This is a genomic window from Janthinobacterium sp. HH106, assembly GCF_001758725.1.
In the GTDB taxonomy this organism is placed as follows: domain Bacteria; phylum Pseudomonadota; class Gammaproteobacteria; order Burkholderiales; family Burkholderiaceae_D; genus Janthinobacterium.
The window spans coordinates 512,318-525,869 of sequence record NZ_LRIC01000002.1 but is presented as its reverse complement, the minus strand read 5'-3'; the positions used below and the strand labels follow the sequence as shown (position 1 = coordinate 525,869).

Sequence of the window (13,552 nt, the reverse complement as noted above, 5' to 3'; positions counted from 1 at the left end):
CATCTACGCCCGGCGCTTCTTTTAGTGCATTGCCGCCGTTTTCTGTCGCTGCTGGACGTGTCGCGTGCCGCATGCCGATTTGCGCCAGGAAACAATACCGCAGCCGCTGAGAGAGTCATCCTCCCTTCCCCGCCCTGCTCCCGGCACCATTCCTGGCACCATACCAGCGCACCGGAAAACAGGCACTGGTATGGCCCGCATCGCCCATCCGAAGGGGAAAGTCCGCAACTGGTATTGTGATCTTGCACAAACAATAAAACCAGTTGACTACCACCTGCCTGGGCTTTGCCGCCCTGGCCGGTGAAAAGCTGAGCCAGACGGCCATGCACATGGGCGTCGCTTTCAGCGTCATGTACTTGGCCACGGGTTCCATGGCCTTCGGCGGCTTGCTGGCCGTGGTCGAGCCGATCTGCAACGTGATCGTGCTGCCCTTCCACGACCGGCTGTGGGAACGATTTCGTTTCCGCATGGAAAACCGGGGCGCGGCGCAGCTGACTACGATGCCCACCTGATACTTTTCACCCAAGAACAAGGACTGGGGTCGGACCCGGCGGGTCCGACCCCGGCTTCTTGTCGCTGGCCAAAGCCGCTATGGTGGCCGGTTTCAGCCGTCCGCAAGGCGTGCTTGCACCTTGCCCGCCCACACAGGCGGCCGCCTTGGAAGCCATGGCGCCGCCCGCTCCAGCTGGCCCGCCAGGCGCAGCAAGGTTCCATCCTGACCATACCCGGCCATGAACTGCATGCCGATCGGCAAGCCATCATTGGACATGCCCAGCGGCACGGACATGGCCGGCAAGCCCGCCACGTTGGCCAGCGGCGTGTACGGCGAATGCTCGAACAGACGCGCCGTCCAGCCCAGCCCATCGAGCTGTTCCTCGTTTTCTCCATAGCGCCCCAGCGGCCACGGCACATCCGGCATGGTGGGCGTCAGCAGCACGTCATACTGGCCGAACAGGGTGCCGGTCTGACGCGTGACGGTGTTGCGCATGTCGAGCGCGGCCACGAAATCGACGGCCGACACCGTCTGCCCGTACCGGTAGCAGGCCAACGTGGCCGGTTCCAGCGTATCGAGCGACACGGTCCGCCCGCTCTCGTGCGCCAGGCCGCCTATCCACGGCACCAGGTTGGCGCACCAGATGCCGGCATTGGCGTGTACGAAGGCTTGCCACGACACGCCCAGCGCTGGTTGCACTTCTTCCACATGGTGACCCAGGCTTGCCAGCAGGCGCACGGTGTCTTGCAGCGCGGCATCGACGGCAGGCACGGGCCGGGCGCCATTGCTGGCGGTCCGCTGCACGGCGATGCGCAGCTTGCCCGGCGCCACGTCCACCTGCGACAGCCAGGTGAAATTGGGCGCGCTCGTCACATACGGCTCGCCCGGCATGATTGCCTGCACGCAGTCGAGCAAGGCGGCGCTGTCGCGCACGCTGCGGCTCACGCCCAGCTGCACGCCCAGGCCGCTGAAGATTTCGTCCATGGCGGGGCCGTTCGACACCCGTCCCCGGCTGGGCTTGAAGCCGAACAGGCCCGTCGAGGCGGCGGGCACGCGGATGGAGCCGGCCGCGTCCGTCGCGTGGGCCAGCGGCACGATGCCGGCCGCCACGGCCGCCGCCGCGCCGCCGCTGGAGCCGCCCGCGCTCAGGCTGACGTTCCACGGGTTGCGCGTGGCGCCATATAAAACGGGTTCCGTGGTGGTGGCAAACGCCATTTCCGGCGTGCTCGTGCGGCCGAACGTCGCCAGGCCGGCGGCGCGGAACTGCGTCATCAGATGGGAATCGGCGGACGCGACATGGCCGGCGCCCAGACGGCTGCCCGCTTCGCTGCGCTGGCCCGCCATGGTGACGGCCACGTCCTTGATCAGGAATGGCACACCGGCGAACGGTGCCGCGTGGTCGATGGCGGTCAAATCGGCCGGCCACAGCTCGACCACGGCATTGATCTGCGGATTGACGGCGGCGCAGGCGTGCTGGGCGGCGTCGTGCAATTCGGCGGCGGAAACGGCGCCCTTGCGCAGCAGCTGGGCCAGCCCCAGACCATCAAAGCTTGTATATTCATGGAGTTGCATCAGTTAGTTCCTGTAAAAGGTGAAGAGTAAAAGTCACAGGAACCACTGTAGGGCTTGCGCTATCATAGCGGAAATGAATAGTTGGTATACAAGGTATAGTCATGGACAATTTGCGCAAGCTAGACCTGAACCTGCTGCTGACCCTCAACGCCCTGTTGATCGAGCGCAACGTGACGCGGGCGGCCGCGCGGCTGCACCTGAGCCAGCCCTCCGTCAGCGTGCAACTGGGCAAGCTGCGCGCGGCCTTTGACGATCCGCTGCTCTTGCCCGGTCCGCGCGGCATGCTGCCCACGGCGCGGGCGCTGGCCCTGCTGGCGCCCTTGCAAGCCGTGCTGGCCCAGCTGGAACAGGTCTTGCAGCCCGAAGCGGCCTTCGATCCGGCCACCGCCCAGGTGCGCTGGAACCTGGCGGCGGCCGACGCCGCCGAATATGCGATCCTGCTGCCCATGCTGCCCGCGCTGCGCGCGCAGGCGCCGTTGTCGCGCATGGCCGTGTTCGAAGCCGTGCCGGCGCGCATGGCGCACGACCTGGAGACGGGCCAGGTCGACCTGGGTTTCCTGGCGCAGGAAGAAGCGCCGCCCGGCTTGCGCCACCGCACCTTGTTCACCGAGCACTACGTGCTGGCGGGCCGCCACGGCCACCCGCTGCTGCAATCGCCGCCCAAGCTCGACCAGTTCTGCGCGCTGGAATTCATCGTCGTCTCACCCAACGGCGGCGGTTTCCGCAGCAACGTCGATACGGCCCTGGAAAAGCTGGGGCGCACGCGCAAGGTGGTGCTGTCCGTGCCGCATTTCCTAATCGTGCCGCCCTTGTTGACAGCGTCCGACATGGTGGCCCTGCTGCCGTCGCGCCTGCTGAAGAATGCGCTGGGCGCGCTGCGCACATGGGAACCGCCCGTGCCCCTGCCCGATTATGAGATGGCCATGGTCTGGCACGAACGCATGCACCTGGACCCGGCGCACCGCTGGCTGCGCGAACGCATCCTGGCCAGCTTGCAGGCGCCCCTACACGATTTCCCGCTATAAAACACTAGGGAAGATTACCTAGTTGCTCGAAAGAAATTCCCAATGTTCGCCGTGGTGACGACTGCGTAAGCTTGCGCGTAATAATAAAGGGTCACCATGAACGCCATTTCCATCCTGCACCGCGGTTCGCGCCGCCCTCCCGCTTTTTCCTTTTCGATCACTGCCTGGCTGGCGGCAATGCTTCTGGGCATGCTGGGCTTCTGCGCCAACGCCAGGGCGGCACCCGCCGCCGCGCCCGCCAGGATGCCCGCAGCCTCGGCCGAGCTGATCAAGCGCGGCGAATACGTCGCCCGCCTTGGCGACTGCGTGGCCTGCCACACGAGCCCGAACGGCGCCGCCATGGCCGGCGGCCTGGAACTGAAAACGCCGTTCGGCACCATCTACAGCACGAATATCACGCCCGACGCGAAGACGGGCCTGGGCACGTACACGTTTGCCCAGTTCGACCGCGCCATGCGCAAGGGCGTGGCGGCGGACGGCCACAATCTGTACCCGGCCATGCCCTACCCTTCCTACGCGAAGATCACGCCCGACGACATGCAGGCCCTGTACGCCTATCTGCAGCGGGGCGTGGCGCCCGTGGCGCAGCAAAACCGCGAAACGGACATGAAATGGCCGTTCAGCATGCGCTGGGGCTTGTCGCTGTGGAACGCCGTCTTCCTCGACGACGCGCCATTCAAGCCCGACAGCGCCAAGTCAGCCCAGTGGAACCGGGGCAGCTACCTGGCCCAAGGGTTGGGCCATTGCGGCTCCTGCCACACGCCGCGCGGCGTGGCTTTCCAGGAAAAAACCATGGGCCAGGATGGCGGCAGCGGCAAGCATTACCTGTCCGGTTTTACCTTCGACGGCTGGCATGCGGTGAACCTGCGCAATCTGTGGACGCCGGGCGACATCGTGCAATTGCTGAAAACGGGCCGCAACAGTTTCGGCACGGCGGCCGGCAGCATGACGGAAGTCATCACGCACAGCACGCAATACTTCACGGATGCCGACCTCGACGCGCTGGCGCACTACCTGCACGGCTTGCCGGCCAAGGACGGGGCGGCCGCGCCGCCGAAGAAAACGGCGCCCGTCGTGGCGGCCAGCAACGATGCGCTGTACAACACGCGGGGCGGCCTGGGCTACCTGCAGTTTTGCGCCACCTGCCACCGCCGCGACGGCCGTGGCGTGGACAACATCTTCCCGCCGCTGGCGCAGAACGACTCGGTGCAGTCGAAGGACGCCACCACCGTCATCCATATCGCGCTGACGGGCTGGCAGTCGGCCGTCACGCAGCACTCGCCGCGCTCCTTCGGCATGCCCGCGTATGACCGCCTGTCGGACACGGAACTGGCGGAAATCCTCACCTTTGTGCGCGGCAAGTGGGGTAATCAAGGCGCGCCCGTCACGCCCGCGCAGATCGCCAGGGTACGCAAGGAGCTCAAACTCAAGGCGCCGGACGCGGGCGGCTTCGTCACGCCCCGCTTCGCCGCCCTGACGGCCGATCCGAATGCCAATCAATTGATCCACGGCATGCAGCTGATGACGGAAACGCGGGCCCGCCTGCCGCAAAATGTGGGCAACGACCTCAATTGCAGCAGCTGCCACCTGAATGGCGGCACGGTGGCCGGCGGTTCGCCCTTCCTCGGCATTTCCGCCTTCTTCCCGTCGGAAGCGCCGCGCGCCGGCAAGGTCATCAGCCTGGGAGAGCGCATCAATGGCTGCTTCCGCCGCTCCATGCACGGCAAGCCGCTGCCCGTGGACGGCACCGACCTGCAGGCGATGGTCGCCTACATCGACTGGATGAAGGGCGCTACGCAAGCGGGCGACAAGGTGGCGGGACGCGGTGTGGCGAAGATTGACCGTGCCCTGCTGCCCGATCCCGTGCATGGCAAAAAAGTGTATGCCGAGCAATGTGCCGTCTGCCACGGCGCGAATGGCGAAGGCATCAAGGGCGCCAATGGCATCGTCGCCTTCCCGCCGCTGTGGGGCGAGCGCTCGTTCAACATCGGCGCCGGCATGGCCCGCACCTACACGGCGGCCGGCTTCGTCAAGGCGAATATGGTGATGGGCCACGGCCAGAAATTCCCGCTGGGACAAGGCAACCTGTCCGACCAGGATGCCGTCGACGTGGCGGAATATTTTACGCACATGCCCCGTCCGGACTTCCCCGACAAGGTCAAGGATTGGCCGAAGGGCGGCAAGCCCAAGGATGCGCGCTACTGAGACGCGTGTTTCCCGGGCTGCGCCCTGTCCGACGCTGCCCGCCTGTGATACGCTGCTTGCTCCATCACGCAGGAGCGACGCATGCAGACCGATAGCGGCCGGGCCGACCCATCCGACACCTGGCTGGGCAAGCTGGGCCCCGGCCTGATCACGGGCGCGGCCGATGACGATCCCAGCGGCATCGCCACGTATTCGCAGGCGGGCGCCCAGTTCGGTTTCGGCATGCTGTGGACCGTGTGCCTGACGTTTCCCCTGATGCTGGGTATCCAGGTCATCAGCGCCAAGATCGGCCGGGTCAGCGGTCATGGGCTGGCGACGAATATCCGCCGCCACTATCCGAAATCCTTGCTGTACGCCATCGTCAGCTTGCTGCTGCTGGCCAATGTCATCAATATCGCCGCCGACGTGGCCGCCATGGGCGATGCCCTGACCCTGATCATCGGCGGCCCCACGCATTTGTACGCCGTGGGCTTCGGGCTGTTGTCCCTGCTGCTGCAAGTCTTCATTCCGTATCAACAGTACGTGCGCATCCTGAAATGGCTGACCCTGGGCTTGCTGGCCTATGTGGCCACCGTGCTGACCGTGCATATTCCCTGGAGTGAAGTGGCGCTGCGCACCGTCTGGCCCCGGTTCGCCTGGTCGGCCGCCTCGGTGACCATGATTGTGGCCGTGTTCGGCACCACGATCAGCCCCTATTTATTCTTTTGGCAAGCCTCGCAGGAAGTGGAGGACTTGCAGGCCGATGCCAGCGCGCAAGCGTTGCGCCGTGCGCCGGAACAGGCGCCACGACAATTCCAGCGCATCAAGATGGACACGGCTATCGGCATGGGCTTTTCCAACTTGGTGGCCTTCTTCATCATGCTGACGACGGCCGTGACCCTGGGCGCGCAAGGCATCACGCACATCGACACTTCCGCCCAGGCCGCTTCCGCCCTGCGCCCCATCGCGGGCGAGTTCGCCTTCGCGCTGTTCAGCCTGGGCATCATCGGCACGGGCTTGCTGGCCATTCCCGTGCTGGCCGGCTCGGCCGCCTACGCCATGGCCGGCGCCTTTCACTGGAAAAACAGCCTGGAACTGGCGCCCAAGGCGGCCAAGAAGTTCTACGGCATCATCGTCACGGCCACCGTGATCGGCGCGGTCCTGTGCTTTTCGCCGCTCGACCCCATCAAGGCGCTGTACTGGAGCGCCGTCATCAACGGCGTCATTTCCGTGCCGATCATGGCCCTGATGATGGTGATGGCCTCGCGCCCCGCCATCATGGGCACGCTCACCATTTCGCGCCGCCTGCGGGCGCTGGGCTGGCTGTCGACCATCGTCATGGCGACGGCCGTGCTGGCCATGTTCGCCACCATGATCTTTTGATGCCTAGGCCGCCTTCGGCTTGAGCATGCCTTCCACGATGCCCAGCACGGTCTGGCGCGGCAGCAGGCGCGGCAACCAGGCCAGCAGCCGGTTCGGCCGGCCCGCCACGTGGCTGCTGCGGCCACGGTCCAGCGCGCGCAGCGCTTCATCGACCACCGCTTGCGGCGCCATGCGCTCGCCCACGGCCGCCTCGGGCGCGGCCACGACGTCGAAGAAAGCCGTGTCCGTGGCGCCCGGGCACAAGCCCAGCACGCGCACGCCGCGGTTGCTGTTTTCCGCCCACAGCGCTTCCGAGAACGACAGCACGAAAGCCTTGCTGGCGCCGTAGACCGCCATGTAGGGATCGGGCTGCAGGGCCGCCGTGGATGCCACGTTGATGATGGCGCCCCGCCCCTGTGCCAGCATGTGCGGCAAGGCGCAGTGCGTCAGTTCCATCAGGGCCGTGCAATTGACGGTGATTTCAGCCGCCTGGCGCGCCAAGTCGATGCTTTCGAAGCGGCCGTGCGTGGCGAAACCCGCATTATTGATCAGCACGTCGGGCGGCATGCCCAGCGCGCAAGCCCGTGCATAAGCTTCCCTGGCGGCGCCAGGCAAGCCCAAGTCGGCCACCAGCGCGTGCGCGCGGATGCCGTGACGCTGGGAAAGTTCCTTGGCCAGGCTGTCGAGCACGGCGCCGGAACGGGCCAGCAGCAGCAAATGGGCGCCGCGCGCAGCCAGGGTTTCCGCAAAGACGCGGCCGATGCCGGACGAGGCGCCCGTGATCAGCACGGTCTGGTTGGTGTAGTTGAAGGCGGTCATGGCAAAAGTGTCGTAGTTGAAAGTGTTTCTACTGTAAACTGCGGTCTTTAGTCCACGGTCAAGGGGAATCGATGCGTATCGGAGAAATCACCCGCCTGACGGGCGTCAGCAAGGACACGGTGCGCTTTTACGAGCGCCAGGGGCTGCTGGATGAAGCGCCACAGCCGGGTTTGACGAATAACTACAAGGAATATTCGGCGCAAGCCTTGCGCCGGATCGAGCTGATCGGCCACGCCAAGGCGCTGGGCTTTACCTTGAAGGAAATTGCCGAGGTCATTGCCGTCTGGCAGGAAAATGCGCTCGATGCGCAAACCAAGCGGGCCATGCTGGAAACGAAAATCGCCCAGATCGATGATAAGGCCCGCTCGATGGCCGTGCTGCGGGCCGGACTCGTCGATGCGCTGGCCAAGGTGGAGACGGGCTGCGAGGATGGCGTGGCGGCCGCAGGAAACTACAAGGATAATCAATGACTTATTACACGCAATACCGCCACCTGGCGCTCGAGGGCGCCAAGCCCGCCCCCACGGCGCAGCAGCTCGCCGCCATCGAAGCCTTGCTGGAAGCGCCGTTGCCGCCCGCCTTCCTGGCGTTCTTGCAAGCGGCCAACGGCGCCTGGTTTGATTACACCTGCGATGTGCCGGACGGCAATGGCGGCGTGGAAAAAATGGGCTTCAATACCTTTTTCAGCGCCGACGAAGGCGATTTCTGCGACGAAACCTTGGTCGGCGAAATCCGCGCGGCGCGCAAGCATACGGACATGCCGGTGCGCATCCTGCCGTTCGCCCGCGATGGCGGCAATTCCATGGTTTATCTGGATCTGACGGAGGAAGGCGGCGGCCGCGTGCTGGCGTATGTGCAGGAGTTGCCGGAGTGGACGGGCAAGCGCGCCTATGGCCTGATGGAACTGGCGCCTTCATTCGACGCGTGGCTGGATAGCCTGTATATCGACCGCGACACGGTGCTTGACGAACTCGAACACAGCGTCTCGGAACCGTCGCACCTGGACGCGATGGCGGAATGGCTCGATATCGGCATGCCCGCGTGGCGCCGCGATGCCGGTATTGCCGCCTTATTTGCCCTGAAGCAAGTCGAACTGTGCGCTAACGAACAGGACTAATCCTACGGGCATGATCGCGACTGTCCTATGGGTGTGCGCAGGCTGCTGGCTTAACATTGTCATCAGCTTGTAGAAAAAACCACACTCGAAAGGATTTCCCATGCCTATCCCGACCACCAGCTCCCGTGCCCCGTCCTTCAAAAGCGTGGCCATCGGCGCCGCCGTTGCCTTATTGAGCGGCATCGCCATCAACAGCATCGCCGCCGCGGCGCCGGGCGCGTACGACAAGCAATTCCTCAGCAAGGCCGCCGACGCTGGCAGCACGGAAATTGCCGCCAGCAAAGTGGCGCAAAGCAAGAGCAGCAATGCGGAAGTGAAGAAATTCGCCGATGCCATGGTCACCGATCACACGAAAGTGGCGGATGAGCTGAAACAGCTGGCCAGCAGCAAGCAAATCGAGGTCAGCGACCAGCCCGGCAAGAAGCACCAGGCGCAGATCGACAAGCTGAGCCGCCTGGAAGGCGCGCAGTTTGACAAGGAATATGCGGCCACCCTCGGCGTGGCGGCGCACAAGGAGGCCGTGAAACTGTTTACGGATGCCAGCCAGAAGGCGAGCGATCCCGACATCAAGGCCTTTGCCGCGAAGACCTTGCCAGCGTTGCAACATCATCTGGACATGGCCAATACCCTGCACACGGCGGTGGGCAAATAGTCAAGTGAATAGCCAAGTTACCGGCAATTAGCGGGGATATGCTTGCTGTACGTGCCGTACGGCAAGCTTATCTGCTCTTGACATACAATGCGGCAACTTCGTTTTTGGCCATGCCATGACCTCATGCAGCTACTCAAGAAAACCGGCCTGATCGCCGCCGCCTTCCTGCTCATCCTCGTGCTGGCAGGCTGGCTCTTCATCAAAGTCAGCGCGGCGCGCAATGCCAGCGTATATGCCCAGGAATGGAACGATCAGCGCACGTGCGTGATCAATACCTATGTACCCCACTACGGCAACGGCGTGCCGCAGAACATCGTGCGCGCGCTGAGCACGTCCACCTTTTTCCGCGTCTACCACAAGGATGGCACCTTGCTGGAAAGCACGGAATGGATACTGGACATGCATGAAGACGGCATCCTCGACCATGCGCGCTGGGGCCAGAACCAGACCCGCGCCATCTACCCTACGGACATGGGCGACGAAAGCTGGACCTTGCCCGAATGCGCGTGATCATTTAGCAATCAAACGAAAGAGTCCCATGCTGCGCGGCCCCTGGAGCGATGCTCCCTACATTCCTACGCTCCACCATTTTCTCGGCCCCTTCGACGTGTATGATCGTGAAGAAACCTTGGGCGTGGAACTGGACCGCTGGGACATGAACGACCCGCTCCAGCGCGCGGCCCTGATACGGCGCGACATCACGTCGCAATACAAGGAACTCAGCTATCGCCACCGCCATGCGCTGGTGGCCGTGCTGGCGCAGGCGCTGCAAGACCCCGGCTATGATTTCCAGGCCATCCTCGAACATGACCCGGAAAGCACGAATGCCCTGCCTGCCTTGTGGGATGAAATGGCCGATCCGCGCGCCTTCTTTGCCGATATCTACCGCCTGGTGCAGCAAGATTGGCACGACGACCTGGCGCGCGCGGCGGCGGAAGACCCGGCCAGCTGGTAACGCGGCGCCCGCACCACACTATCGATACGCTAGTCTGCGCTCTCACTTTCCCTCTGTGGACGCGATTACGGCCGTCTGCACGCATCGTTGCAAAAACGCCCCATTCAAAAAAAATCTGTTGCACCAGCGCATGTCTGCTGGCATCGCGCTACTATGAAACGTCGGCACTTCGATAGGCGCCGCCTCACCGCACCGGTTCCCCGCCGGCTTTCCCCTGCCGCAATGTGAAGGAGATTCTCATGCCCAAGTTCGCCCCTGCCATTTGCCTGTCGGTCATGCTTGCCGCCGGCATGCTGCCCTGTATCGCCAGCGCTGCCGAAGGCGGCGCCACGCGCGCCGACGCGGAAGCCATGGTCAAGAAAGGCGTGTCCTACATCAAGAGCGCCGGCGACGCCAAGGCGTATGGCGACATCACGGCCAAGTCGCCGCAATTCATCCTGCACGACCTGTACCTGGTCGTCTATAAACTCGACGGGACGGTGGTTGCGCATGGCGCCAATCCGAAAATGGTCGGCAAGAACTTGATCGAGCTGAAGGATATCGATGGCAAGGCTTTCGTGAAGGAACGAGTCGACTTGGCCAAGAGCAAGGGCACGTTCTGGCAGGAATACAAATTCACGAATCCGGAAACCAAGAAGATCGAGCCGAAGGTAATGTATTGCGAGAAACTCGCCGAGACCGTCGTCTGCGGCGGCATATACCTGTAGCCTGCCGCCGCGCCGCCAGCGCCGGGATGGCACACCGATCTCTCAACGAATTTCTCAACGATATGGGCCTCATGTGAAAATCGCACAGAAGATGTTGATCGTCCCGGTGGTCGCGCTGGCTTGCCTGCTGGCCATGGGGGCCTTGTCCTATTTCGCCATGCAGCAAAACGAAAGCCGCATGCGCGACTTGAAAGACGTCACCTTGACGGCCGAGCGGCTTGCCAACCAGCAAGCCATTGCCCTGGGTCAGGTACACGCCGACGTGTATGCGAAGATCGCCATCGCCGCCAGCCTGTCGGACGAACAGTTCAAGCAGTTCGGCGCGCAGACGGATCGCCAGCTCAATGCCATCGCGCAAGGCTTGAAGGAACTCAAGCAATTCTCGGGCGCCGCCACGGAAGCGGGCCAGGCGCTGCCGGGTGTCGAGCGCTACCGTGCCAGCGTGGCGCAGGCGCTGGACCTGGCCTCGATGGACCCGAATACGGGCGTGGCGGCGATGCAAAATGCCGCCGGGCACTACCAGCAAGTGAGCGGGCAACTGCGCCAGGTGCTGCTCAACCTCGACCACCGCACGGTCGACGCGCTGCAAGAGACAAAAAATGCGGGCCAGCGCGCCGGCTGGCTGTCGCTGGGCACCATGGCTGTCGGCTTTGCCCTGCTGGCCCTGATTGCCACCTGGGTGGCGCGCTCTGTCGTGCGCCCCATCGACGAGGCGTGCCGCGCCGCTGAAAGCCTGGCGGCCGGCGACCTGACCACGCGCATCGACGCCCGGAGCGACGATGAGGTCGGCAAGCTGTCGCGGGCGCTGGCTACCGTCTTGAAAAACTGGAACACTTTATTGGGCGAGATACGCCAGGCGGGCTCCACCATCACGGTGGAAGCGAGCGAAATCGCCCTCGGCAATGCGGACCTGTCGGCCCGTACGGAGTCGCAAGCACATTCCTTGCAGGAAACAGCCTCGTCCATGCATGCGCTGACCGATACCGTGAAGGAAAACGCCAGCCATGCGCACCAGGCCAACCAGATGGTGCTGTCGACCTCGAACGTGGCGCTGGAAGGCGGCCGCGTCGTGGGCCAGGTGGTTGAGACGATGGGGTCGATCAAAGCCAGTTCCGGGCGCATCGTCGATATCATCGCCGTCATCGACGGCATTGCCTTCCAGACCAATATCCTCGCCTTGAACGCGGCCGTGGAAGCGGCGCGCGCGGGCGAACAGGGGCGCGGCTTCGCCGTCGTCGCCACGGAAGTGCGGGGCCTGGCGCAGCGCTCGGCCACGGCGGCGCGCGAAATCAAGCAGCTGATCGAGGATTCCGTTGCCAGAATAGAAACGGGCAGCGAGCTGGCCGACAGCGCCGGGCGCACCATGGGCGATATCGTCGCCTCCGTTCAGCAGGTGACGGAGATCATGAACGACATCACGGCGGCCAGCCAGCGCCAGAGCAAGGGCATCGAGGAAGTCAACAATGCCATCACGGAAATGGACGAATTGACCCAGCGCAATGCCGCCCTGGTCGAGCAATCGGCCGCCGCCGCGCAAAGCATGCAGGACCAGGCGCATGATTTATTGCGCGTGGTCGACGCCTTCCGCCTGGGCGACGGTGGCCCGCCGCTGCTGCCCCGTTAGCGCGGTGACTGCATGGCCGCTGCCGCGCAGTCGAGCATCCGCTTGCCTGCCGCCGCCAGTGCCGGATCGTCCTCGTCCTGCAGCAGCGTCCCGACGACGCTCTGGTCGGCAACGCTGCCCTGCATGGCGGCCAGGCGTGCCACGCGGTCTTGCGTGGCACCATCGCCAAGGGTACGGGCGCTGAAAAAGCTGTACAGGCCGGCGATTTCGCGTTGCTGCAGCCATTCCATCAATTGCACCAGGCGCGCCTGCTCCACATAGCTCAGTTCGCTCACCTTGCGCTCCGCAAGCGCCTCATACACTTCCAGGCGCGCCATCCAGTTGCCCTGCGCGGCAGCCGCAAGCAGCTGGTCCCAGGCGGCACCGGCGTGCGGCACGGGCTGCGGCTGTAGCTGATAGGCCAGCACGGCTTGCTGCTGCGGCAACGCGCCGTAGGCCGTGGGCACCTTGCAGACAAACTGGCGCGCATCGGGGCCGCCTTGCCGCAAGCCGCTGGCGATATGCCGCTCGATCTTGTCGCCGATGGCCAGCAGGCGCCTGGCGTGTTCCTGCACGGACCACTGCGGCGGCAATTTGCCCAGCCAGGCCAGCGCATCGTCGTTGGCCCGCACCGCCAGCTCGTAGGCTACCGCCTTGGCCTGTTGATCTTTCTCTCTGGCCAGTTTTTCCGCATCCTGTCTGATATCGTATTGGCTGGCGCTTTGCTTGAGTTTCAGGCATGACTGGAAGGCGGCAGGCGCTTCTTGCCAGCAGCGAGCCGGCACCGTGAACGTCCAGCGCATGCTGACCGTTTCCAGCACATACGTCTCTTCTCCCTCTTCTGCCTTGAGATAGGCTCGGCCGTCCGCCTTGGTCACGCCCTTTGTCAGTTGCTTGCCGCCCACCGTGCTCCAGGTATACGGGTCATCGTCTTGCGGCACGCCGGGGGCGGCGTACAGGGTCAGGTAGTGGCCGGCGGGGGCAGGAATATCTGCCGCATGGCTCAGCGGCGACAGCAGGGACAAGGTGAATAAAGCTCTTGCAGGTAACAGTTTCAACATGA

Annotated in this window: 14 protein-coding genes; 11 read left to right on the top strand and 3 right to left on the bottom strand. The window is 64.2% G+C overall.

Translation table 11 applies throughout. The features are described 5' to 3' along the window. Positions 1–263 precede the first annotated feature (263 nt). Positions 264–512, top strand: coding sequence for a DUF2061 domain-containing protein (locus JAB8_RS02875; protein WP_083287545.1), 249 nt, complete (start codon positions 264–266; stop codon positions 510–512). Between the two features lie 92 nt (positions 513–604). Here JAB8_RS02875 and JAB8_RS02870 read toward each other — a convergent pair whose 3' ends face one another. Further along, positions 605–2,065: an amidase gene (locus JAB8_RS02870; RefSeq protein ID WP_070288393.1), complete on the bottom strand. Its 1,461-nt coding sequence runs from the start codon at positions 2,063–2,065 to the stop codon at positions 605–607. Between the two features lie 101 nt (positions 2,066–2,166). On the opposite strand from JAB8_RS02870, the gene JAB8_RS02865 reads away from it, so the two are divergent. The 3 genes from JAB8_RS02865 to JAB8_RS02855 all read left to right on the top strand — a co-directional run bounded on the left by JAB8_RS02865 (position 2,167) and on the right by JAB8_RS02855 (position 6,657). Further along, positions 2,167–3,090, top strand: a complete 924-nt coding sequence (locus JAB8_RS02865) for a LysR family transcriptional regulator (protein WP_070288392.1) — start codon at positions 2,167–2,169, stop codon at positions 3,088–3,090. 243 nt (positions 3,091–3,333) lie between these two features. After that, positions 3,334–5,295 carry a c-type cytochrome gene (locus JAB8_RS02860; protein ID WP_254679437.1) on the top strand — a complete coding sequence of 654 codons (1,962 nt, stop codon included), beginning with the start codon at positions 3,334–3,336 and terminating at the stop codon, positions 5,293–5,295. Between the two features lie 81 nt (positions 5,296–5,376). Then, entirely contained in the window at positions 5,377–6,657 is a 1,281-nt protein-coding gene (locus JAB8_RS02855) for a divalent metal cation transporter (protein ID WP_070288390.1), read from the top strand. A 3-nt stretch (positions 6,658–6,660) separates the two neighbouring features. On the opposite strand, the gene JAB8_RS02850 is transcribed toward JAB8_RS02855, so the two are convergent. Further along, positions 6,661–7,455, bottom strand: coding sequence for an SDR family oxidoreductase (locus tag JAB8_RS02850; protein ID WP_070288389.1), 795 nt, complete (start codon positions 7,453–7,455; stop codon positions 6,661–6,663). A gap of 71 nt (positions 7,456–7,526) precedes the next feature. Between JAB8_RS02850 and JAB8_RS02845 the strand changes: the two genes are divergently transcribed. From JAB8_RS02845 to JAB8_RS02815, 7 genes are all read left to right on the top strand, one after another. After that, positions 7,527–7,925, top strand: coding sequence for a MerR family transcriptional regulator (locus JAB8_RS02845; protein ID WP_070218787.1), 399 nt, complete (start codon positions 7,527–7,529; stop codon positions 7,923–7,925). Then, positions 7,922–8,572 (top strand): SMI1/KNR4 family protein, encoded by a 651-nt coding sequence (locus JAB8_RS02840; RefSeq protein ID WP_070288388.1) that lies wholly within the window; start codon positions 7,922–7,924, stop codon positions 8,570–8,572. Before JAB8_RS02845 ends, JAB8_RS02840 begins: the two co-directional genes overlap by 4 nt. Before the next feature lie 100 nt (positions 8,573–8,672). Further along, the gene (locus tag JAB8_RS02835; RefSeq protein ID WP_070288387.1) at positions 8,673–9,224 is read left to right on the top strand and encodes a DUF4142 domain-containing protein; all 552 of its coding nucleotides are present in this window, start codon (positions 8,673–8,675) and stop codon (positions 9,222–9,224) included. A gap of 123 nt (positions 9,225–9,347) precedes the next feature. Continuing rightward, the gene (locus JAB8_RS02830) at positions 9,348–9,734 is read left to right on the top strand and encodes a hypothetical protein (RefSeq protein ID WP_070288386.1); all 387 of its coding nucleotides are present in this window, start codon (positions 9,348–9,350) and stop codon (positions 9,732–9,734) included. Between the two features lie 28 nt (positions 9,735–9,762). Then, entirely contained in the window at positions 9,763–10,179 is a 417-nt protein-coding gene (locus JAB8_RS02825) for a hypothetical protein (protein ID WP_070288385.1), read from the top strand. A 239-nt stretch (positions 10,180–10,418) separates the two neighbouring features. Further along, on the top strand, positions 10,419–10,886 hold the full coding sequence (locus tag JAB8_RS02820) for a cache domain-containing protein (RefSeq protein WP_083287192.1): 468 nt from the start codon (positions 10,419–10,421) through the stop codon (positions 10,884–10,886). 91 nt (positions 10,887–10,977) lie between these two features. After that, positions 10,978–12,510: a methyl-accepting chemotaxis protein gene (locus tag JAB8_RS02815; protein WP_070288384.1), complete on the top strand. Its 1,533-nt coding sequence runs from the start codon at positions 10,978–10,980 to the stop codon at positions 12,508–12,510. Here the strand turns inward: JAB8_RS02815 and JAB8_RS02810 are convergent. Then, entirely contained in the window at positions 12,507–13,550 is a 1,044-nt protein-coding gene (locus JAB8_RS02810) for a hypothetical protein (protein ID WP_139142916.1), read from the bottom strand. The genes JAB8_RS02815 and JAB8_RS02810 overlap by 4 nt on opposite strands. Positions 13,551–13,552: the final 2 nt, after the last annotated feature.